A 21362-nucleotide genomic window follows, 5' to 3' on the forward strand; every position below is an offset into this window, starting at 1 on the left:
TCGGAATATTTTTGTATTTAAACAAATACTCCGATTTTTATAAGGCTAGAAAGTTTTATACAAGCCCTATAATTTCCTGTACAGAATTATAACCGTGCCGTTTAAGATAGCCATTAATACCGTCGATAACTTTAATTGTAATTTGCGGATCAATGAAATTTGCAGTTCCGATCTGTACGGCAGTTGCGCCAGCCAATAAAAATTCAACAGCATCTGTCGCATTCATAATACCACCCAATCCGATTATCGGAACTTTGACAGCTTTTGCTACTTGCCATACCATTCGCAAAGCAATAGGCTTCACACAAGCCCCAGATAATCCTCCAGTAACAGTCGATAAAATAGGCTTACGTCGTTCTGCATCAATTGCCATTCCTAACAATGTATTGATGAGAGACACGCTATCCGCACCTTCAGCTTCAACAGCTCTAGCAATCTCCGCAATATCAGTTACATTGGGAGACAACTTAACAATCAAAGTTCCCGGATAGACTTGCCGGACTGCTTTCACTACGTTTCCAGCGCTTTTACACGAAGTTCCGAACGCCATACCACCTTCTTTAACATTCGGACAAGAAATATTCAATTCTATAGCCGGTATCTTTTCTAATGCCGCTATCTTGGCAGATGTCGCTACATAATCGTCAATTGTAGAACCAGAAACATTTACGATCATATTTGTATCGATATTTTTTATTTCAGGATAGATTTTCTGAATGAAATACTCGACACCTTTATTCTGCAGACCGACAGCATTTAGCATGCCCGAAGGAGTTTCGGCCATTCTGGGATACGGATTTCCTTCTCTATGGTGTAAAGTCGTTCCTTTTACTATTATAGCACCTAAGCGAGACAAGTCTATGAAATCAGCAAATTCTAAACCGTAGCCGAAAGTACCAGAGGCAGTCATGACAGGATTTTTCAACGTCAGTGAGCCTATTTTTACATTTAAATCTGCCATAAGAGTTTATTTATATTAAATATAGGACCTTCTTTACACACACAGATATGACCTTCTGTCGTTTTTTCTACACAACATAAACATGCTCCTACACCGCATGCCATATTGTTCTCTAAAGATACCTCACAATCTATATTATGTGTTTTTGCATATTTTGCAATTGCCATCATCATCGGCTTCGGTCCACATGTATATATTTTATCAAACTTATTTTCTATTAAAACGGAGTGTTGTGTTACATACCCCTTTTCTCCTAAAGTTCCGTCTTCTGTCGTTATAAAGACATCACCTAATGTCTTGAATTCTTTTAATTGTAAAATATCTGTAGCAGAACGTGCACCCAATAGAAAAATGGGATTATATCCCTGTTGCTTTAACTCATATCCTAAATAAAGCATAGGGGCTGTTCCGACTCCGCCTCCTATGAGTATTAGTTGTGAAGCTTTATCTTCGGGAATAGTAAAAGTATTACCTAATGGTAAAACCATATTAACCGTTTGTCCGGGAGAAACGGTCGATAATTTTTTTGTTCCATCCCCAACTAATTGGATTAGCAGCCAAAGTTCATTGTTATCCATATCAATGTAGTTTATCGATATAGGACGTCTTAGAAAAGTAGTAGGAGACCCATCAACCCGAACCTCTGCGAACTGTCCGGGAGCCATTGGTGGAAGGGATGATCCGTCAACTGTCGTAAATTTCAGCAAAACATAATTTGTGTGTAATCTCAAATTTTCAGTTACTTTCAGATCCAAGATGTATTTTTTCATCCGATAGCTGTTTTTCATTGTTTATGCAAAGATATAACAGTTACTTGATATACTAAAATTATTATCTATTTGAAAAAGTCGGAGGAAAATGTTTCAAACGTATTATCCGAATAAAAAACCATGATTTTAATAACCTTTCTATTATCTTGAACCTTTTGAGTTTCTATATTCGAATTCAGATTTTCTTCCTTATTTAGTTTACTATCAACATTGTCAGATGTATTTCTTAATTCGTTTGATTGAAAATCCTTTATATATTTAGCATCCTCAGGAGAATCTTCTGGTTTTGCCCAAATCTCATCGAATAAAGATGTCGGAGTTTTAAGTTTTTCTTTTATATAGGGTTCTCCTTCCCCAAACATCAACCAATTTACCGATACCTGAGGATATGCATTATGTATCTTCAATATAATATCTTTACTTACGTCATTGCGACCATTTAAGCAATGAGACAATGTAGCACGTTTTATTCCTGCACGGTCTGCAAACTCAGCATCTGTCAGTCCTTCGTGTTCGATAATTTGCTTTATACGAGTATTCATTCCTCTAAAATTATCATTAAGTAATTTACAAATATAAATTTTTTGTATTCTACAAATGTAATTACAAATAAATACTTTTGCAAATTATAATTGTAAATATGATTGTATACAATTATATATCAATATTCGTGTACAAAAATATAAATGAAAGATATATATAAAGTATTACTTAAATAAAGTATTCTATATATCTGATTATTAATTAATAATATTCATAATATATTGTATTCGATTAATTTTTTAGAAACATCGAAACGATTAATAAACTATATATAAAGCAATACTTTAATATAGCTATATTAATAATTGATTGTATGTGATTTATATGTTATAATAGATCGTGATATAGCTTTCTGTATACTAATATATAAATGTATTTCAGAAATTCATTTGTTTATATATTATATTGTATATTATGATATATAATTGCAAAAATATATATTCGGATATAACAATATCTGAATATATCTATATATAATATCCATTTGTAAATAGATAATTGTAATAAATAATCGAAATAAAAAAGCTTTGATTACTTATCTAACAGTAATCAAAGCTGTATAATATATTGAAAATCTAAAAGCTTATTTAGTGAAGGATTTTATAGGCAAGTTCTTTTAGTAAAGACGCTTCGGTTGTTCCAGATGCATTCTCTACCCCTTTAGAACGGGCATCGTATTCTCGTATATAAGATATTATATCCATACATTTATAAGCATTATAATTCTGCATTGCTGCCAAATAATCCCTTGCCTGAAAAATATTTCGTAATTTTAACTCAGCCATGATATTAGATTCCGATTTATCTTGTATAAAATATAAAAGCATTAGATTGGCATAGAAATTAAACAAAACGCTTATTGTTACGATTAAAGGATTAGATTTCGGATTTTTCTCAAAATATGCAATGATTTGATTAACTTTATATATGTTCTTGGTAATAAAAGCATTGAGTAACTCAAAGTTATTGAAATCTTTACTTATCCCAATATTATGTTCTATTAATGCAGCTGTTATTCGAGTATTTCCTTGTAGAATTATTGAAAGTTTGTCTAATTCTCCAGTTAATCGACTTAAGTCATTACCAATAGCGTCTCCGAGCATGGCAATAGCTTTCTGTTCAATGGTAAATCCCTTTTCTGTCACATAACTGTTTATAAAAGGAGGTAATTGATAATCATATAATTTTTTCGATTCATAGACGATACCTACAGAATTTAATTCAGCAAGTAGTTTCTTATTTTTTAAACTCCCGTTTTTATAATTAAAAACCAAAACCGTACTCGTCAACGGCTTCTGTAAGTAAAATTGTAAATCGTCCAATCCTTTCAGCATTTGAGCTTCTTTTACGATGACCAATTGCCTGGAAGCCATCATCGGATAACGTTTTGCAGCATTGATTACAGTCGAAATCTCTACATCAGCACCATAAACTATCGTCTGGTTGAAATCTCTGTCAGCATCATCTAAAGCATTGTCTATAATAGTATCCGTAATAAGATCGATATAATAAGGTTCGTCTCCCATTAAGAAGTAGACCGGCTTAAAATTCTTCTTTCTTATATCCGATATTATCTGTAAATGTACATTTTGCTCCTTTTTTGCCATAGCCTAAAAAGTTTTTATTCTTCCTCGAATCGGAGATGCTTTACAGTTGTACGTTTATCAATAAGCATCTTTAGTGATTCAAATCCGATCATTACATGTTCATCTACAAAGTTTTGAGTTACCTTTTTATCACTTTCTTCAGTTTTAACACCTGTGGAAATCATTGGTTGATCTGTTACTAACAGAAGAGCTCCTGTCGGAATTTGATTTGCAAACCCTACCGTAAATAAAGTTGCTGTTTCCATGTCAATGGCCATACTGCGGGTTCTTCTCAAATATTCTTTAAACGAATCATCATATTCCCAAACTCTTCTATTAGTCGTATATACCGTTCCCGTCCAATAGTCTTTCCCATGATTTCGCACGGTTGTAGATACAGCCCGTTGCAGACTGAAAGCTGGTAAAGCCGGGACTTCTGGAGGGAAATAATCATTTGATGCACCTTCTCCTCGTATTGCCGCTATCGGAAGAATAAAATCACCTAATTTATTCACTTTTTTCAGACCTCCACATTTTCCAAGGAATAAAACAGCTTTTGGAGCTACAGCACTCAATAAATCCATAACTGTCGCTGCATTGGCACTTCCCATTCCGAAATTGATGATTGTAACACCTTCAGCCGATGCATTGGGCATATTTCCGTCCTCTCCTAAAATAGGAACATTAAAATGGTTGGCAAATATTTCAACATACTTTGAGAAATTCGTCAATAAAATATGCTTAGTAAATTCTTTTACATTGCGCTTCGTATAACGTGGTAGCCAATTTTGGACAATCTCTTGTTTTGTCTTCATTTTTCTGTAATTTTGAAGTAAAAATACGGAATAATAATTTTCGGAACAAATAATCTTTCTTATGATAACTCTAAATTTGCCAACTTTTGAGTACAAATTAAAAGAGGATAACGGCAGATATCTTATTTTCGACATTTTGAGAAAAAGATATATTGCGCTTACTCCAGAAGAGTGGGTTCGGCAACATTTCGTGAATTATCTCATCACATACAAAGGATATCCGGGAGGAAGAATCGGAAATGAAATATCGCTTGATTTAAACGGCCGAAAACGCAGATGTGATACTGTAATATATCGTCAAAACGGAACACCCTTCGTAATTATTGAATATAAAGCTCCACATATTCCTATTACGCAGGCAGTTTTTGATCAAATCGTCAGATATAACATCGCATTAAAAGTAGAATATTTAATAGTATCGAATGGAAAGATGCATTATTGCTGTCATGTAAACTATAAAGACCAGTCTTATTTATTTCTAGAAGATATTCCTGATTATGACTCTATATTATCACATACAAATGAGAAAACGGAATGAGGGGAATTGACGAAATAAAAAGAATGTTTGCAAAGAAAAGTAACAATTTTTTTGAGCGGAGGCTTTAGACCGACAAACTCCGATACTGAATACTGGAAAGGTGAGCCTATTCCACATCAAATATGCCTTGAAGGATTGCTTATATCTCTATGACTATTCAAGGCATTAAAGTTTTAACTGTTGTTTGTTTGTTAATATCGGTTAACTATTTGCAATTATCGAGCCATTATATAACTAAAATAAAAAAGCCAGACAATTTTTTGAAATTATCTGGCTTATACTTTGTTGAATCTACTTTATTCATTAACTCCTGCTAATTCCGGATCTATCATAATACGCCCGCAATATTCACAAACGATGATTTTTTTTCGAAGTTTAATATCAAGTTGTCTTTGTGGCGGAATCTTATTGAAACAACCGCCGCAAGCGTCACGTTGAATATAAACAACAGCCAATCCGTTTCTCGCATTTTTTCTGATTCTCTTAAATGCGGCTAATAAACGGGGCTCTATATGTTGTTCGAGTTTTTTCGCTTTTTCACGCAGTTTTTCCTCGTCTTGTCTTGTCTCTGCAACAATTTCATCCAATTCACCTTTCTTTTCTTGTAAATCGGCTTTTCTTTCTTCAAGAGTAACTCGACAGTTTTCTACTTCTTCTTTTTTTGCTTTTTCCTGTGCTGAAAACTCTTTGATACGTTTTTCACAAAGTTCGATTTCCAAAGTTTGGAATTCAATTTCTTTAGTTAAAAAATCAAATTCTCGATTGTTTCTTACATTGTTCTGTTGTGCAGTATATTTATCAATTAAGGTTTGCGCATTCTGTATTTCTACTTTCTTCGCAGCAATAGCAGATTGTAACTCTCCTATTTCTGTATGAAAGTTCTGAACACGAGTTTCGAGACCTGCAATCTCATCTTCAAGATCTTGTACCTCCAAAGGAAGCTCTCCTCTTAGAGTTTTGATTCTATCGATCTCAGAAAGCATTGTTTGCAATTCGTACAGTGCTTTCAATCGATCTTCCACTGTATATTCTTTTTCAACTTTTGTCTTATCAGTAGCCATGCTTACAAATAATTTATCGGATTTGTTTCTACCTTTGTATAATGAACTGCAAAGTTAGGGAATTTTTTTGTAATAATATCACAAAATATATCTTTTGTGTATTGTTCGGTTTCGTAATGTCCTACTTCTGCCAATAATATATGTTCGTCATATCCAAAATAATCATGATATTTAATTTCTCCAGTAATAAATACATCTGCATCTGATGCTATCGCTTGAGAAATCAAAAAAGCTCCAGCACCTCCACACAATGCAACCCTACGAATTCTGCGATTTCGGAGATTGGAATATTTTATACATCCAGCATGAAACACTGTTTTAGTACGTTGTAAAAAGTCCATTTCATCCATAGGACACAAAAGTTCCCCTACTACTCCTGATCCAGCTTTAACCCATTGGTTTTCAATTTTTATAAAATCAAATACCGGTTCTTCATAAGGATGAGTTTTTAAGAGTGCCTGAGTCGCTACCTCTTTTAAATATTCAGGGAGAACCGTTTCGATCCGAATTTCTTCTTCTTGATGTAAATTCCCGATAGTCCCACAATAAGGATGCGAATCTAATCCTGCACGAAAAGTTCCGAATCCATTGCTATTGTAGCTGCACAAGTCATAATCACCGATATTTCCACATCCTGCGGTAAATAAAGCATTTCGTACAATATCGGCATGAGAAACCGGCACATAAGTAACAAGCTTAAGCAACTTTCCACCTTGAGGCATCAAAATAGAAAGATTAGTCAATCCAAGCTTTTCTGCCATTTTAAAATTGACTCCAGACCAAGCATTGTCCAAATTGGTATGTGAAGCATAAATGGATATATTATGTTGTATTGCTTTTATAACTGTTCTTTCCACATAGTTCTTGCCTGTAAGCGACTTTACGCCTTTAAAAAGTAAAGGATGGTGTGATATAATTAAATTAACCCCCAAACTTATAGCTTCGTCAACGACTTCTTCAGTGACATCTATGCATAATAATGCCCCCGTAGCTTCAGAATACTTATCTCCCACCTGCCAACCGGCATTATCGTAATCCTCTTGCAAAGACAAGGGAGCTATTTCTTCTATACACGTTGCTATATCACTGACTTTCATACATACGATTATTTGTCGTGAATATCTAATTTTAATTGCAATTCCTCTAATTGAGATTCATCCAATACAGACGGAGCTCCACTCATAGTATCACGCCCAGAATTATTCTTAGGGAAAGCTATACAGTCCCGAATAGAATCTAAGCCGGCAAATAAGGAGACTAACCGGTCCAAACCAAATGCCAATCCTCCGTGAGGTGGAGCACCATACTTAAATGCATTTATTAAAAATCCAAATTGATATTGAGCCTTCTCTTCGGTAAATCCGAGGACTTTAAACATTTTATCTTGTAATTCACTATCATGTATCCGGATTGACCCTCCACCCAACTCGACTCCATTAAAAACCATGTCATAGGCATTGGCTCTTACTTTCCCGGGATCGGTATCCAATAAAGCAATATCTTCAGGTTTGGGCGAAGTGAACGGGTGATGCATTGCATAATAACGTTGAGTTTCCTCGTCCCATTCCAATAACGGGAAATCGATAACCCATAACGGTGCAAATTTATCTTTGTTGCGAAGGCCTAATCGGTTGCCCATTTCAAGACGTAATTCACAAAGAGCCTTCTGTGTCTTTATTCTATCACCAGCAAGAATTAAAATCAAGTCTCCAGGTTTAGCATTAAATCTCTCTGCCCATTTCAGAAGATCTTCTGTACTATAAAATTTATCCACAGAAGATTTAAACGCCCCGTTTTCATCATAACGGACATATACCAACCCTTTAGCCCCAATCTGAGGTCGTTTAACAAATTCCGTTAGTTCATCCAATTGTTTTCTTGTATATGTCGCACATCCTTCAGCGCAGATTCCGGCAACATATTCAGCATTGTCGAATACTCCGAAATCTTTCCCGATAGTCAAATCTTTTAATTCGACAAAACGCATTCCAAAACGCAAATCTGGTTTGTCACTACCATAATATTTCATCGCGTCAGCCCACGTCATTCTGGGAAATGGCTCAGTAAAGTCAATCTTTTTTATTTCTTTAAAAAGATGCTTTATCATTCCCTCAAAAGTATTTAAGACATCTTCTTGTTCAACAAAAGACATTTCACAGTCGATTTGGGTAAATTCGGGTTGACGGTCTGCCCGCAAGTCTTCATCTCTAAAACATTTTACAACTTGAAAATAACGATCAAAACCGGAGACCATTAATAACTGTTTAAACGTTTGTGGTGATTGAGGTAGCGCATAAAACTCTCCGGGATTCATTCTCGACGGCACGACAAAGTCTCGAGCTCCCTCCGGAGTAGATTTAATCAACATCGGTGTTTCTATTTCAAGAAAATTTTGCTGATCAAGATATCTACGAACTTCAAATGTCATTTTATGACGTAACTCTAAGTTTTTCCGAACACAATTCCGCCTTAAATCTAAATAACGATATTGCATCCGCAGATCATCACCTCCATCACTGTCGTCTTCAATTGTAAAAGGAGGAACGTCAGACGCATGCAATATTACTAAATTAGATACGATAAGTTCGATATCTCCTGTTGGTATATTTTTGTTTTTATTTGATCTTTCTTTAACGATCCCTGAAACTTGAATCACAAATTCACGGCCTAATTTGTTTGCTTGATCACAAAGTTCCGGATTATTTTCATGATTAAATACTAATTGAGTAATCCCGTAACGGTCACGAATGTCAATAAATGTCATTCCTCCCATTTTCCGCGTTCGTTGTACCCAACCAGCCAATGTAACATTCTTGTCTGTATCGGATAATCGCAACTCTCCACATGTATGCGTTCTGTACATATTTATAGATTTTTAATTTATAACCTATCTCTTTTCGGCAGCTATATGCCAAAAAATATTTATGCAAAATTACGACAAAACATTGTTTGTGCAAGTAAAGGTGAGGGAAAGTTTTATTGTTATTACCGAATCTTATATCAGTTCTTTTAATTGTTTCTTCAACGATATTTTTATATTATGAATCTGACTTTTTACCGTACCGAGAGGAATATCCAATTTTTCAGCAATTTCGTCGTATTGATAACTTGATAAATATAAACCAAAAATTATACGATTTTTCTTACTCATCCCTGCAATAACCTTATTTATCCATTCTAAGTCGTAATTCGCATCTGTTCCATCGATCATACAAGGTTCTGACTTCAAATCATCTATACGACAAACCGACTCATGTGCCAATAAAAGTTTTCGATAATCATTAATGAAGGTATTTTTCATAATAGCACACATCCACGCTCTTAAATTGGTATCTTCAATGAACTTTTCCCTGTTTTCTAATGTTTTAAGTAAAGTCTCTTGCAATAAATCTTTTGCCGCTTCATGATTCTTGGTTAGAGAATAAGCAAATCGGTATAAGAATGGCTGTAATCTGGTTAACTCGTCAACGAAATTTACAAATTTCATAATAGATCATTCGATATTTATGTAAAAAGCCTCCGCTGACAAAAAGTGATCTCACCTACTTTTTTTGGAAAAACACGATATGACGTGTTCAGCGGAGGCTTATAATGCTTCTACTGCACGCCATTCGATATTTCCATTTTGTAAGTGAGATGCGCAAAAATAAGGATAATTTTTAATAATTCATGATTTCTCGTAAAATATTACTTTCAAAAAAGGGAATAATAGTTCAAATAATAAAAGAGTCCGCTTGCGGTTAACAAGCGGACTCTAATACACTATTCAGATCTTTCTTATTTCTTAAAATAACGATTGTATAAACCTTCAAAACCTTTACCATGACGTGCTTCATCTTTGCACATTTCATGAACTGTATCATGAATTGCATCTAAGTTTTGTTGTTTTGCCAGAGTTGCAATTCGTTTTTTATCTTCACAAGCCCCAGCTTCAGCTTCCATCCGTTTTTTTAAATTTGTCTTAGTATCCCAAACTACATCGCCAAGCAATTCTGCAAACTTAGCCGCATGTTCAGCTTCTTCCCAGGCATAACGTTTAAATGCTTCCGCTACTTCAGGATAGCCTTCACGGTCAGCCTGACGACTCATTGCCAAATACATACCAACTTCGGTACACTCTCCCATAAAATGAGCATTTAATCCTTCTAAAATTTCCGGGTCAACACCTTTTGCAATGCCTAATACGTGCTCATCAACAAATTGTAATGCACCTTCTGTTTCTACAAGTTCTTTGAATTTACTCTTCGGTTGTTTACATTGAGGACAAAATTCCGGAGCTTCTTCTCCTTCATGAACATAACCGCATACTGTACAAATAAATTTCTTTTTCATAATGTAAGAATTTGAATTTAAATAATTTATGTGTTTTTTGTTTCTATATCCTTTAGGCATTGAGCACAATAACCTTTACAATATAGTTGAACTTCGGTAATTTTTATTTTTTCCGAATCTTCTTTGAAGATAATGTCTTCCTTTATCGGTAAATCTTTTATACAACCGCATTTACTACATCTAAAATGAGCATGAGGAGTTATGTCTGCATCATATCTACTGTTTTTATCATCTATTGTCAGCATTTGTACCGCACCCTGCTCTACAAGTATTTTCAATGTATTATATACAGTTGTACGGGATAATGTCGGAATATCAGGATATAAATCGCTGAATATCATATCTACAGTCGGATGGATTCTATTCTCTATCAAATAATTCATAATAGCAATTCTTTGAAGAGAAGGTTTTATCCCATGAGAAACTAATCTTGTATATCCTTTTTCTTGACTCATTTTATATTTGTAATAATTACAAATTTTAATTTGATGCAAATATAAAATAGATTTTTAATTTCATAATTACATTTACAAAGATTAACATAAAAGAAAATATAAGAGACATTCAATTCTTTACTATTTGTTCTGACTATAATTAAACTAAAATCAGCTTATTAACTTTTCATTTTTAATAACTCAGAATCGCTTGGTAACCAATCATCTCGATTTCAAAAAATAAAGAAAATTATGGCAATTCCATTATTATATAAAACATTCCCCAACATGAAACTAACTCCATATTGGGGAATGATCAATATTGCATTTATAAGCTTTACTATTCTACATCCGACATTAATTTTTCGAAAAACTCATCCAATTCTTTATCTATCTTATCTAAAAAATCATCTTCTAGATAAATCATATCTTTGTCGTATGTCACTAATTCACATATTTGCTCAAAATTATCATCAACCAATATTACAGAAAACGGACCGACAAAATCAAGGGATTCAAATTTTTGTTTAATACTATCAGTATTCAGAACATATTTCAAAGAATCAATTACGGCCTCTTCAAAATTTTCAGAATTCTCTTTCAAATCATCCCAACCATCAATGGTTTCCTGAAGAAGGATATTTTCGGAATCATCATAAATCACAACCAGCAAGTCATCATATTTTACACATACATACATATCTGTCAATGTGCAATCATCTTTTGTTCTTACCGTTTCTATAGCATTTGTAAATACCGATGAAATGTCATTATAAAGCCTTTCTTTTGTAGCTTCCATTTTTTATCCTCCCATATTTGAATCCAAAGATACATAAAAATAAAGAATCAAAGATCAAAGCCCACTTATTTCTTACTTTATTTCTGAAATTTCACAATCTAAATAATATTAAGCCTCTATATAATGCTGATATCGGTTGAAAAATTTTATGAATCCAGGAATTTTCATCAATCCTTTTTCAAAAAAGAGGATTCCTAACAATGCACATGTAATACCGAGTAGTACGTCAATAATATAATGATGAGAAGAATAAACCGCAGTAAACCAAATACCACACATAAGAACTGCAAAGATCGTGATAATAGCCGGATGACATTTTTTTACTAATGCATAATAAAAGGCTACAACCATATATGCTGCATGTAAAGATGGTATTGCTGCAAAAACATTCGAATTACGACTATACAGCGAATCGAAAATCGGCAATCCGACCAATTCGTCAAAGCGACCAAGTGCAGCAGTATTACCCGGTGTATTAAGTATTGCTTCAAAACCGTAATTTATTGCATACCAAGGAGGTGCTGCAGGGTGAATATAATAGCCCGCGAATCCTATTAGATTTACCAATAAAAAAACTATTGAAAACCGAAGATACAAACGCCTGTCTTTTTTCAGATATAGCCAAAGACCGAAAGCGATAGGAACAGGAACCCAACATAAATAAAAAAAGCCTGCAAGAATATCCGATATTACGGAATGATGCAAAGCAAAATATTCACAAGGAATGAGTAAAGTTCCATTTTCTTCTATTCCAAATAAAAACTTTTCAAGATCATATAAATTCCGCACATCAATAGGGTTGACTTCATAGTTAGGATATACACGCATCCAGTCATATGAAATTCCAAAAATAAAAAACGGCAATAATCCTACAGCTAACTTTCTTGTTGACTTTCCTGCAAAAAACAAGATTAAGAAAATAGATACTATTAATAAATGTTCCGGACGCAATCCAACAAAAACAGTTGTTATTGCAATAAATATAATTGCAATAACAACTACGGTTAAGATTTCGTTTCTTGAAGGTAGAGAGTTTAATATTTTCATAAATCTACAAATTCATTACTTTACGACAATGAGCTAAGCGAGTAAATGCCGTAATGTTAGAAAAAATAGCAATAATGAGCAGTGCTGCCTCAAATATGTAAATAGGATTTAACACAGATTCTTCATGTATAAAAAAAGAAGACACCCCACATCCTAATGCTCCAATAGCTGTTAATACAACCCGTTCTGGACGCTGCATAAACCCTACTTTACATTCTATGCCGAGACCTTCTGCTCTAGCCCTAACATAACTGACCATCAATGATCCGACTAATGCAATAAATGCAATTATAAACCCGACAACATAACCTTGTGCCATCATATAGGAACAGATCCCTAAAAACACGATCAATTCACTGTACCTGTCAAGTACCGAATCATATAATGCGCCAAAAGAAGAACTCATTTTTCCAATACGTGCAACTTGTCCGTCCAACATATCGAATAATCCGGCAAATAAAATAACCCCGCCAGCCCAACCTATATAAGAGAAATCATTTTTTTCTCCATATATTCCTCCATAAATTAAAATGACGGCTGATACAATATTAAAAAATAGCCCTGTGGTAGTTACAATATTAGGAGTTATCCCAACCTTTACTAACTTATGTACCACTGGATCAATGATTCTATAGATTATCTGCTGAGCCCAATCTCTGAATTTCATTCTTATGTACTTTAAATTTAATTTCTACGTTTAAAAAAAAATTTCAGTTCGTGATTTCTATAAACAAAAATACGCTGCATATTATAATTCCAAAAAAAAGCGACAGCTAAAGAAACCAATATTTTAGAAAATATAAACAGATTGTCTAAATAATGACCAAAAATATTCTGAATATATATCACTTTAGTAATAGCTTCTGTTATAAGAAATGTTCCCCCGACATTGAGAAAAAGGCTTCCACACCAAACCAAAATATATTTAATCACTATATTTATCTTTTTACAATTTTCTGGCCGGAATGTCCACTTATAATTAACGATACAATTAACAATTCCTCCGAAAAAAGAACCCGCAAAAGTTGCATAGACATAATAAACGCTAAACAACTTTGCGAGTCCTATAGTAATAATGAAATCTATTATTGTCGCTAATTGAGAGGACAATTGTGCTCTCAAAAACATAAAGAAACCGTCTCTTTCCGAAACTATTTTTGCATATTTTTTTATCCGATCAACCATCTTACTCCCATCAGCAAAAGAAAACTGTATATTCCGGCTAAAATATCATCTGCCATTACACCGATTCCCCCTTCCAACTGTTCCATTTTACGAATACCCAGTGGCTTAAAGATATCAAAAAAGCGAAACAATAAAAAAGCAAACAAAATATACCAGACATTCCCTACCGGTACAGCAAGTAGAGCAATCCAAACTCCCACCATTTCATCAACAACCACTTTTGACGGATCTTTTCCCCACTCTGATTCTAACTTATCGGCCGACCAAATTCCGGCTGCAGTAAAAAGAACTATAAGCAAACTTGTTACGACTAATAAGATATTGAACGGTATTACATAGAATAATACCGTCCAAATAATAACAGCAACAAGAGCTCCTGCCGTTCCAGGAGCAAATGGAGAAAATCCTGATCCGAAACCGGATGCGATAATTATATGGAATAATTTAGCTCTCTTCATAAATCGATCCGACAAAATTATGCGATAGTTGCACTAATTAATCCAAATAACTTGGAGCAGTCTCTCCTACCATATTTCGAAGAGTTTCTTTTACCATTCGCCATTGTTGGAACAGGTCATGCACCGGTTGATGTTCGAAATCATGCATCGGGCTTTTACAGAAGAATGACAACCATGTTTGGATACCACACATTCCTGCACGCATCGCAAGATCACTGAAAATAACCAAATCAAGAGCTATAGGTGCGGCAAGAATAGAGTCCCGACAAAGGAAGTTGACTTTGATTTCCATAGGATATCCCATCCAGCCGAAAATATCGATATTATCCCAAGCTTCTTTATTATCTTTACGTGGAGGATAATAATTGATACGAACTTTATGATATACATCACCATACAAATCAGGGAACTTTTCAGGCTCAAAAATATTATCAATAACAGATAATTTGCTGACTTCCTTTGTTTTGAAATTTTCAGGCTGATCAAGGACTTCTCCGTCTCTATTTCCTAAAATATTTGTAGAGAACCACCCACTAACACCTAACATTCGAGTCTTGAACATCGGAGCAAGAACCGTCTTCATCAATGTCTGACCACTCTTGAAGTCCTTACCTGCAATAGGAATATTTTGTTTTTTCGAGAATTCCCACATAGCCGGAATATCTACACACAGATTCGGAGCACCCATAATAAATGGAGCACCTTCTGCAATAGCAGCATAAGCATAGCACATACTTGGAGATATAACTTCCGTATTATTGTCTTTCATCGCTTTTTCCAGAGAAGCAAGAGACTTGTGTTCTTCACTCATCGGAATATAAATTTCGGTACTTGCAGCCCATAATACAACAATACGATCACAGTTATTTGCAGCTTTAAAATTACGAATATCTTCCCGTAACTGCTTTACCATATCCCAACGTGTAGCAGCATTTTTAATATGAGTACCATTCAACCGTTTTGCAAAATTATGGTCGAATGCGGCAGGCATCGGTTTGATCGCCTGCAATTCGTCTTTTACAAGATTCAAATCTTTTTCTTTCAGAACCTCTGCATATAAGGCTGCATCGTATGTATTATCCGGAAAAATATCCCAACCTCCGAATACGATATCGTTCAGGTCAACCAAAGGAACAATATCCTTGATAAGTTTTTCGTTACCGTCTTGCATACGCATTGTAGCCATCTGTGTGATTGAGCCGATAGCTTTTGTCAATCCTTTACGGGCAGCTAATGTTCCTGTAATCATTGTGGTTGAGACAGCACCACCTACTCCCACAACCAAGACACCCAAACGACCGTTTGCCGGCTTAATTTCCTGTTTCATTTCTTCCAAGTTTATAAAATTATGCGAATTTTCCGAGATTTCCCCTGAATATCCGCCAGTTTAGATATTATTATCAGTTAATTAAATTCCATTTATACACACTCTTAAATCTCCTTAGAAATCAATAAATTAACAAAATCACTCATTAATTATAAATTACGATTTCCGAGGAGAAATTCAAACCCATAAATAAGATTATACCAAAATCAGGGAAAAACCTCTTTTTTATTGTCCCTACCCTAAATTCTTCTAATCAAAATTGACTACGAAGGTACGGATTCTACAATGTATAAAAAAAGGTCTATTTGGTAGAAAAAATGTTCTAAAAAGAACATCGGTTTTACCGCATATCAACCTGACATATTAAATCAATGAGTATTTTCGGATAGCAAATAAAAATATTTTTATCCATAATGCAAAAAAAAGACAAAAATATTTTGATTGAAAAAACAAATCATTACTTTTGTAGCCATAAAAATAACATAGTTGCATGATGAACACTTTTAGTTTTACATATTTTTATTTCTATTTTTACTTTAAAAGAAAGTAAAACGGGATTTTTATTATAAAACAAAAATAAATAATATATTGAGAATCCCGTTCGAATGAGCGGGATTCTCAAGTTTTAGAATAATTGATTATGAAAACCTTTCAACGATTTTACTTTTATTATTTTTATTACTTTATGAGCACATAAGGTGGGATTTTACATATCCGATATACAATAAATAAAGTATCCCACCTTTCAATGAAAGTGTGGGATTTTTTTAATTAGAAAACTCTTATAAATGAAAAAAGTTGCTATACAAGGAATACCGGGTTGTTATCACGAAATGGCTGCCCGATCTTATTTTACCAATGAAGAAGTAGAGGTTGAACCCTGTTTGACATTTCCTAATTTATTCGAGAAAATGAGCAAAGATGATTCTCTTCTCGGAATAATGGCAATAGAAAATACAATTGCCGGATCTTTATTACAGAATCACGAACTATTACGCAAAAGCGATTTGAGTATCATCGGAGAATATAAGTTGAGAATTTCACATGTGCTCGCTGCCCTTCCTGGTGAAACTCTCGAAAATATATCCGAGATAAACTCTCACCCGATCGCTTTAATGCAATGCGAAGAATTTCTGAATCAATTACCTAATATTAAAATTGTAGAAAAAGACGATACTGCAGCCAGTGCCCGTGAAATACAAGAAAAAGGTCTCAAAGGCCATGCTGCAATTTGTAGCCGTCTGGCAGCAGAAATGTACGGGCTTAACATATTAGAGTCCGGTATAGAGACAAATAAGCGGAATTTTACCCGTTTTTTGGTATTAGCAGACAGTTGGCAAAGAGATGATCTTATTAATCGTCAAAGTATAAACAAAGCATCTCTTATTTTTACTCTCCCTCATACCAACGGAAGTTTATCAAAAGTCTTGACAATATTATCGTTCTATGATATAAATCTTACAAAGATACAGTCTCTTCCAATAATCGGGAGAGAGTGGGAATACAGATTTTATGTCGATATAACATTTTCTGATTATACTCGGTATAAACAATCGTTAGAAGCAATCAAACCACTAACTAAAGATTTTAAAATACAAGGAGAATATGCTGAATTTACAGAAACACTCTGATATATGCCCGGCTAACAGAGTAAGCCAAATCAAAGAATACTACTTCTCAAAGAAGTTAAAAGAAGTGGCCGACATGAATGCAAAAGGGTTGGATGTTATTAGTCTTGGAATTGGTAGCCCAGACCGTCCACCTCATATCCGAACAATAGATGCATTGTGCGAGGATAGCCGGAAAGAAGATGCCCACGGATATCAGCCTTACATCGGTATTCCAGCTTTACGAGAAGCATTTTCTGATTGGTATAAACGATGGTACGGTGTAGAATTGAACCCTAAGACCGAGATACAGCCTCTTATCGGTTCTAAAGAAGGAATTTTACATATATCATTGGCCTTTTTAAATCCCGGAGACGGTGTTTTAGTTCCTAATCCCGGATATCCGACATATACCTCTGTCAGTAAATTGGCCGAGGCACATATTATCAATTACGAATTGACTGAAAAAAACGGATGGTTACCTGATTTTGAAGCGATCGAAAAGAATGATTTGTCAAATGTAAAACTGATGTGGGTCAACTATCCTCATATGCCGACAGGAACTCCTGCATCCATAAATTTGTTTGAAAGGTTAGTTGCATTCGGGAAAAAGCATAATATCATTATTATAAATGATAATCCTTATAGCTTCATACTTAATGAAAAGCCTTTAAGCATTCTTTCTGTCCCCGGAGCTAAAGATATTTGCATAGAAATGAATTCGATGAGTAAAGCTCATAATATGCCGGGATGGCGTATCGGAATGTTAGCATCGAATCCCCAATTTGTCGAATGGATTCTCCGTGTAAAAAGCAATATCGATTCCGGAACATTCCGACCCATGCAAAAGGCTGCGGTTATAGCTTTGTCTTCTGGTCCGGAATGGTATGAGAGTATGAATGCGGTATATAGAAAACGCAGAAAGATTGCAGAAAAAATTGCAGAAGAATTAGGCTGTTCTTTCAACTCGAAACAAACAGGAATGTTCCTTTGGGCAAAAATTCCCGATCATATAACCAGCAGTGCAGAACTTGCAGATAAAGTATTATATGAAGCCCAAGTTTTTATAACACCGGGAATAGTTTTCGGAAGTTTGGGAGACCGATACATACGGCTCTCGCTTTGTGCTAATGAAGCGGCCCTATTAGAAGCTCTCGACAGAATCAAAAATCGTCTTAATAAATAAATTAATAATAAAAACACAGTCATGACAGAAACATTAAACTTCGAATCAATTTTATTACCCGGCATAGAAGCTAAACGTCCTCTTATAATGGCAGGACCTTGTAGTGCTGAAACGGAAGAACAGGTGTTAGAAACAGCAAAAGGTCTGGCAACTCAAGGAATCAAGATATTTCGAGCTGGAATATGGAAACCTAGAACAAAACCGGGAGGTTTTGAAGGTGTCGGTACAGAAGGACTGGCTTGGTTAAAGAAAGTAAAAGAAACTACTGGAATGTATACAGCAACCGAAGTTGCTAATCAGCATCATGTATTTGAAGCCTTAAAACATGGTATTGATATCCTTTGGGTCGGGGCACGTACTACGGCAAATCCTTTTGCTGTGCAAGAAATTGCCGACGCTCTTAAGGGGGTGGATATTCCCATTTTAATTAAAAATCCGGTCAATCCAGATCTCGAACTTTGGATTGGGGCAATAGAAAGAATCTATAATGCCGGACTCCATCGAATCGGAGCAATACATCGAGGATTCAGCTCTTATGATAAGAGACTTTACCGAAATTTGCCACAGTGGCATATTCCTATCGAACTTCGTCGACGTCTTCCGAATTTACCGATAATTTGCGATCCGAGTCATATAGGGGGAAAACGCGATCTCGTGGCGCCTTTATGCCAGCAAGCTATGGATATGGGATTTGACGGGTTAATTATAGAATCTCATTGTAATCCCGATTGTGCATGGAGTGATAAAAATCAGCAAATAACACCGGATGTTCTCAATTTTATTTTAAATATGTTAGTTATCCGGGAAACGACCCAAACTACAGAAAATTTATCGGAACTTAGAAGGCAGATCGACGAATTGGATAATCAATTGCTGGAATTATTGGCCAAACGGATGCGTATATCTCGAGAAATCGGGCAATATAAAAAAGAACACGATATGACAGTCTTACAACCGACCCGTTATGATGAGATTTTAAGTAAACGGATCAACCAGGCAATAGATCTAGATATGGACGGAGAATTTATGAAATCGGTTTTACAGGCAATTCACGAAGAGTCAGTAAGGCAACAAATGAATATTTTGAATAAATAAAACGATGAAAATACTTATTCTCGGAGCTGGGAAAATGGGCTCTTTTTTTGCGGATGTACTAAGTTTTCAACACGAAGTAGCACTTTTTGATACTGATCCCAAACGGTTGAGATTTGTGTTCAATACTTACCGAATGACAGCGTTAGAGGAGGTAAAAGAGTTTCAACCGGAATTGGTCATTAATGCAGCAACCGTAAAATATACAATCGCTGCATTCGAAATGATATTACCTCATATCCCTGCTAATTGCATTATATCTGACATTGCCTCTGTAAAAACAGGACTTCCGGAATTTTACCAAAAGACCGGACATCCGTTTGTCTCGACTCATCCGATGTTCGGGCCTACATTTGCAAATCTCAGTGACTTAAGTACTCAAAATACGATTATCATTTCCGAGTCCGACCATTTAGGAAAAGTTTTTTTTAAAGATCTATACAGTAATTTAAGGTTAAGAATATTTGAATATTCATTTAAGGAGCATGATGAAACAATCGCCTATTCGTTATCGATTCCATTTGCATCTACTCTTGTTTTTGCTGCTGTAATGAAACCTCAGGACGCTCCGGGTACAACATTCAAAAAGCACATGGATATTGCTCACGGACTTCTTTCCGAAGATGATTATCTCCTCACGGAGATTCTATTTAACCCGCACACGCCCGAACAAGTGTCGCAAATTCAAGAACAACTGGATATACTGCTCGACATTATAAAACGTAAGGATACTGACAAAATGAAGGCATATTTGACTCGCTTACGAGAAAATATTCGATAAAAAAACGCGGTATTACACCGCGTTTTTTACCGGATATTTAAATTTTATCGGGTCTGTTTTGGGCAGGCTCTTACATTTTTAAATAAAAGTCTTTAGTTAAAGCTATATATTCCGGTGTATATGTCAAAGGTGCTGTCTCTATAACAAGCTCTTCTTCTATATAGCTTACGGGGGACTTCCCCCACTCTACTAAAACTCTTTTAGGGGAGACATTCGGACGTCCTTTTACCCAAACTTTTCGAGACACCCACAATTTGTTGGAGACAGCTATACCGGTCAACTGTCTGTCTTGGTCTGCAGGGTATATAACGGAAATGTGACCTTCAGGCTTCAATAACTTTACTGCATTGGATACAAATTCTTCATAAGTTAGTGAAGCTGTATGTCGTGCCATTTGCCGAGAGAGACTTTTGGGAGGCAGAGTATTATCAAAATAAGGAGGATTAGACACAATATGATCATAGAGAGTTTCTGACATTTCCGCATACTCTTGTAAAGAACAATTAATTACTTGTATTTTATTGCTCCATGGAGAAGATGATATATTTTCTTTAGCTTGTAAGTACGCATCTCTATCGATCTCGATTGCATCGATAGATACTTGAGAAAACGAAGATCTTTGCGCCGCCATTAATGCGATTATTCCTGTTCCGGTTCCTATATCCAATATATTCCCATTTTTCGGGATATTACACCAAGCTCCAAGCAGCACTCCATCTGTACCTACCTTCATTGCACAGCGGTCATGATATATGGTAAATTGTTTAAACTGAAAATAATGAGTTCCCATAAATAAAAATTTTAGAATACAAATAAACAAAAAATAATAACAATTTTATG

General features: G+C 35.0%; 23 protein-coding genes. 5 read left to right on the forward strand and 18 right to left on the reverse strand.

What is annotated here, in order from left to right; all coding sequences use genetic code 11:
* Positions 1-55: 55 nt before the first annotated feature.
* From QUE35_RS02160 to QUE35_RS02180, 5 genes are all read right to left on the reverse strand, one after another.
* Entirely contained in the window at positions 56-961 is a 906-nt protein-coding gene (locus QUE35_RS02160) for a dihydroorotate dehydrogenase (protein ID WP_009317036.1), read from the reverse strand.
* A complete protein-coding gene (locus tag QUE35_RS02165) occupies positions 949-1731 on the reverse strand; it encodes a dihydroorotate dehydrogenase electron transfer subunit (protein WP_031258903.1) in 783 nt (260 codons plus the stop codon). The genes QUE35_RS02160 and QUE35_RS02165 overlap by 13 nt, the downstream gene beginning before the upstream one ends.
* A gap of 65 nt (positions 1732-1796) precedes the next feature.
* Positions 1797-2273: a helix-turn-helix domain-containing protein gene (locus QUE35_RS02170; RefSeq protein WP_022389512.1), complete on the reverse strand. Its 477-nt coding sequence runs from the start codon at positions 2271-2273 to the stop codon at positions 1797-1799.
* Positions 2274-2861: 588 nt separating this feature from the next.
* Positions 2862-3881 carry a DNA polymerase III subunit delta gene (holA, locus tag QUE35_RS02175; RefSeq protein ID WP_022602687.1) on the reverse strand — a complete coding sequence of 340 codons (1020 nt, stop codon included), beginning with the start codon at positions 3879-3881 and terminating at the stop codon, positions 2862-2864.
* A gap of 14 nt (positions 3882-3895) precedes the next feature.
* On the reverse strand, positions 3896-4675 hold the full coding sequence (locus tag QUE35_RS02180) for an AMP nucleosidase (RefSeq protein ID WP_009317040.1): 780 nt from the start codon (positions 4673-4675) through the stop codon (positions 3896-3898).
* 61 nt (positions 4676-4736) lie between these two features.
* Here QUE35_RS02180 and QUE35_RS02185 point away from each other — a divergent pair, with 61 nt between their 5' ends.
* Positions 4737-5213: a type I restriction enzyme HsdR N-terminal domain-containing protein gene (locus QUE35_RS02185; protein WP_009317041.1), complete on the forward strand. Its 477-nt coding sequence runs from the start codon at positions 4737-4739 to the stop codon at positions 5211-5213.
* Positions 5214-5509: 296 nt separating this feature from the next.
* Here QUE35_RS02185 and QUE35_RS02190 read toward each other — a convergent pair whose 3' ends face one another.
* From QUE35_RS02190 to QUE35_RS02245, 12 genes are all read right to left on the reverse strand, one after another.
* Positions 5510-6274, reverse strand: a complete 765-nt coding sequence (locus QUE35_RS02190; RefSeq protein WP_009317044.1) for a zinc ribbon domain-containing protein — start codon at positions 6272-6274, stop codon at positions 5510-5512.
* 2 nt (positions 6275-6276) lie between these two features.
* Positions 6277-7371, reverse strand: a complete 1095-nt coding sequence (locus QUE35_RS02195) for a Nif3-like dinuclear metal center hexameric protein (RefSeq protein ID WP_022602685.1) — start codon at positions 7369-7371, stop codon at positions 6277-6279.
* Positions 7372-7379: 8 nt separating this feature from the next.
* On the reverse strand, positions 7380-9137 hold the full coding sequence (aspS, locus tag QUE35_RS02200) for an aspartate--tRNA ligase (protein WP_009317046.1): 1758 nt from the start codon (positions 9135-9137) through the stop codon (positions 7380-7382).
* 132 nt (positions 9138-9269) lie between these two features.
* Complete coding sequence (locus QUE35_RS02205) at positions 9270-9761, reverse strand: RNA polymerase sigma factor (protein WP_009317047.1); 492 nt, start codon at positions 9759-9761, stop codon at positions 9270-9272.
* A 290-nt stretch (positions 9762-10051) separates the two neighbouring features.
* Complete coding sequence (locus QUE35_RS02210) at positions 10052-10606, reverse strand: NADH peroxidase (protein ID WP_031258901.1); 555 nt, start codon at positions 10604-10606, stop codon at positions 10052-10054.
* A 26-nt stretch (positions 10607-10632) separates the two neighbouring features.
* Positions 10633-11061: a Fur family transcriptional regulator gene (locus QUE35_RS02215; RefSeq protein ID WP_022602682.1), complete on the reverse strand. Its 429-nt coding sequence runs from the start codon at positions 11059-11061 to the stop codon at positions 10633-10635.
* Between the two features lie 319 nt (positions 11062-11380).
* Positions 11381-11839 (reverse strand): hypothetical protein, encoded by a 459-nt coding sequence (locus QUE35_RS02220; protein ID WP_009317050.1) that lies wholly within the window; start codon positions 11837-11839, stop codon positions 11381-11383.
* A gap of 108 nt (positions 11840-11947) precedes the next feature.
* Positions 11948-12886: a phosphoinositol dihydroceramide synthase gene (locus QUE35_RS02225; RefSeq protein ID WP_022602680.1), complete on the reverse strand. Its 939-nt coding sequence runs from the start codon at positions 12884-12886 to the stop codon at positions 11948-11950.
* A gap of 4 nt (positions 12887-12890) precedes the next feature.
* Positions 12891-13553, reverse strand: coding sequence for a CDP-alcohol phosphatidyltransferase family protein (locus QUE35_RS02230; RefSeq protein WP_009317052.1), 663 nt, complete (start codon positions 13551-13553; stop codon positions 12891-12893).
* 17 nt (positions 13554-13570) lie between these two features.
* Entirely contained in the window at positions 13571-14071 is a 501-nt protein-coding gene (locus tag QUE35_RS02235) for a GtrA family protein (protein WP_022602678.1), read from the reverse strand.
* Positions 14056-14529 (reverse strand): phosphatidylglycerophosphatase A family protein, encoded by a 474-nt coding sequence (locus QUE35_RS02240; protein ID WP_009317054.1) that lies wholly within the window; start codon positions 14527-14529, stop codon positions 14056-14058. The genes QUE35_RS02235 and QUE35_RS02240 overlap by 16 nt, the downstream gene beginning before the upstream one ends.
* A gap of 37 nt (positions 14530-14566) precedes the next feature.
* Positions 14567-15856 carry an inositol-3-phosphate synthase gene (locus tag QUE35_RS02245; protein ID WP_022391108.1) on the reverse strand — a complete coding sequence of 430 codons (1290 nt, stop codon included), beginning with the start codon at positions 15854-15856 and terminating at the stop codon, positions 14567-14569.
* A gap of 788 nt (positions 15857-16644) precedes the next feature.
* Between QUE35_RS02245 and QUE35_RS02250 the strand changes: the two genes are divergently transcribed.
* The 4 genes from QUE35_RS02250 to QUE35_RS02265 are packed head-to-tail and all read left to right on the forward strand — an operon-like array spanning position 16645 to position 20522.
* Positions 16645-17487: a prephenate dehydratase gene (locus QUE35_RS02250; protein WP_022391109.1), complete on the forward strand. Its 843-nt coding sequence runs from the start codon at positions 16645-16647 to the stop codon at positions 17485-17487.
* Positions 17462-18649, forward strand: coding sequence for a pyridoxal phosphate-dependent aminotransferase (locus tag QUE35_RS02255; RefSeq protein ID WP_022391110.1), 1188 nt, complete (start codon positions 17462-17464; stop codon positions 18647-18649). The genes QUE35_RS02250 and QUE35_RS02255 overlap by 26 nt, the downstream gene beginning before the upstream one ends.
* Positions 18650-18670: 21 nt before the next feature.
* Positions 18671-19744 carry a bifunctional 3-deoxy-7-phosphoheptulonate synthase/chorismate mutase type II gene (locus QUE35_RS02260; protein WP_022602676.1) on the forward strand — a complete coding sequence of 358 codons (1074 nt, stop codon included), beginning with the start codon at positions 18671-18673 and terminating at the stop codon, positions 19742-19744.
* 4 nt (positions 19745-19748) lie between these two features.
* Positions 19749-20522, forward strand: a complete 774-nt coding sequence (locus tag QUE35_RS02265) for a prephenate dehydrogenase (RefSeq protein WP_022602674.1) — start codon at positions 19749-19751, stop codon at positions 20520-20522.
* A gap of 70 nt (positions 20523-20592) precedes the next feature.
* On the opposite strand, the gene QUE35_RS02270 is transcribed toward QUE35_RS02265, so the two are convergent.
* Complete coding sequence (locus tag QUE35_RS02270) at positions 20593-21312, reverse strand: tRNA1(Val) (adenine(37)-N6)-methyltransferase (protein ID WP_022602672.1); 720 nt, start codon at positions 21310-21312, stop codon at positions 20593-20595.
* Between the last annotated feature and the right edge of the window lie 50 nt (positions 21313-21362).

It is taken from the genome of Coprobacter fastidiosus (assembly GCF_030296935.1).
GTDB lineage: Bacteria > Bacteroidota > Bacteroidia > Bacteroidales > Coprobacteraceae > Coprobacter > Coprobacter fastidiosus.

Excerpts from the sequence above, each read along its gene's own strand:
- QUE35_RS02160 (WP_009317036.1), bottom strand. The coding sequence starts at position 961 with ATGGCAGATTTAAATGTAAAAATAGGCTCACTGACGTTGAAAAATCCT.
- QUE35_RS02165 (WP_031258903.1), bottom strand. The coding sequence starts at position 1,731 with ATGAAAAAATACATCTTGGATCTGAAAGTAACTGAAAATTTGAGATTA.
- QUE35_RS02170 (WP_022389512.1), bottom strand. The coding sequence starts at position 2,273 with ATGAATACTCGTATAAAGCAAATTATCGAACACGAAGGACTGACAGAT.
- holA (WP_022602687.1), bottom strand. The coding sequence starts at position 3,881 with ATGGCAAAAAAGGAGCAAAATGTACATTTACAGATAATATCGGATATA.
- QUE35_RS02180 (WP_009317040.1), bottom strand. The coding sequence starts at position 4,675 with ATGAAGACAAAACAAGAGATTGTCCAAAATTGGCTACCACGTTATACG.
- QUE35_RS02185 (WP_009317041.1), top strand. The coding sequence starts at position 4,737 with ATGATAACTCTAAATTTGCCAACTTTTGAGTACAAATTAAAAGAGGAT.
- QUE35_RS02190 (WP_009317044.1), bottom strand. The coding sequence starts at position 6,274 with ATGGCTACTGATAAGACAAAAGTTGAAAAAGAATATACAGTGGAAGAT.
- QUE35_RS02195 (WP_022602685.1), bottom strand. The coding sequence starts at position 7,371 with ATGAAAGTCAGTGATATAGCAACGTGTATAGAAGAAATAGCTCCCTTG.
- aspS (WP_009317046.1), bottom strand. The coding sequence starts at position 9,137 with ATGTACAGAACGCATACATGTGGAGAGTTGCGATTATCCGATACAGAC.
- QUE35_RS02205 (WP_009317047.1), bottom strand. The coding sequence starts at position 9,761 with ATGAAATTTGTAAATTTCGTTGACGAGTTAACCAGATTACAGCCATTC.
- QUE35_RS02210 (WP_031258901.1), bottom strand. The coding sequence starts at position 10,606 with ATGAAAAAGAAATTTATTTGTACAGTATGCGGTTATGTTCATGAAGGA.
- QUE35_RS02215 (WP_022602682.1), bottom strand. The coding sequence starts at position 11,061 with ATGAGTCAAGAAAAAGGATATACAAGATTAGTTTCTCATGGGATAAAA.
- QUE35_RS02220 (WP_009317050.1), bottom strand. The coding sequence starts at position 11,839 with ATGGAAGCTACAAAAGAAAGGCTTTATAATGACATTTCATCGGTATTT.
- QUE35_RS02225 (WP_022602680.1), bottom strand. The coding sequence starts at position 12,886 with ATGAAAATATTAAACTCTCTACCTTCAAGAAACGAAATCTTAACCGTA.
- QUE35_RS02230 (WP_009317052.1), bottom strand. The coding sequence starts at position 13,553 with ATGAAATTCAGAGATTGGGCTCAGCAGATAATCTATAGAATCATTGAT.
- QUE35_RS02235 (WP_022602678.1), bottom strand. The coding sequence starts at position 14,071 with ATGGTTGATCGGATAAAAAAATATGCAAAAATAGTTTCGGAAAGAGAC.
- QUE35_RS02240 (WP_009317054.1), bottom strand. The coding sequence starts at position 14,529 with ATGAAGAGAGCTAAATTATTCCATATAATTATCGCATCCGGTTTCGGA.
- QUE35_RS02245 (WP_022391108.1), bottom strand. The coding sequence starts at position 15,856 with ATGAAACAGGAAATTAAGCCGGCAAACGGTCGTTTGGGTGTCTTGGTT.
- QUE35_RS02250 (WP_022391109.1), top strand. The coding sequence starts at position 16,645 with ATGAAAAAAGTTGCTATACAAGGAATACCGGGTTGTTATCACGAAATG.
- QUE35_RS02255 (WP_022391110.1), top strand. The coding sequence starts at position 17,462 with ATGCTGAATTTACAGAAACACTCTGATATATGCCCGGCTAACAGAGTA.
- QUE35_RS02260 (WP_022602676.1), top strand. The coding sequence starts at position 18,671 with ATGACAGAAACATTAAACTTCGAATCAATTTTATTACCCGGCATAGAA.
- QUE35_RS02265 (WP_022602674.1), top strand. The coding sequence starts at position 19,749 with ATGAAAATACTTATTCTCGGAGCTGGGAAAATGGGCTCTTTTTTTGCG.
- QUE35_RS02270 (WP_022602672.1), bottom strand. The coding sequence starts at position 21,312 with ATGGGAACTCATTATTTTCAGTTTAAACAATTTACCATATATCATGAC.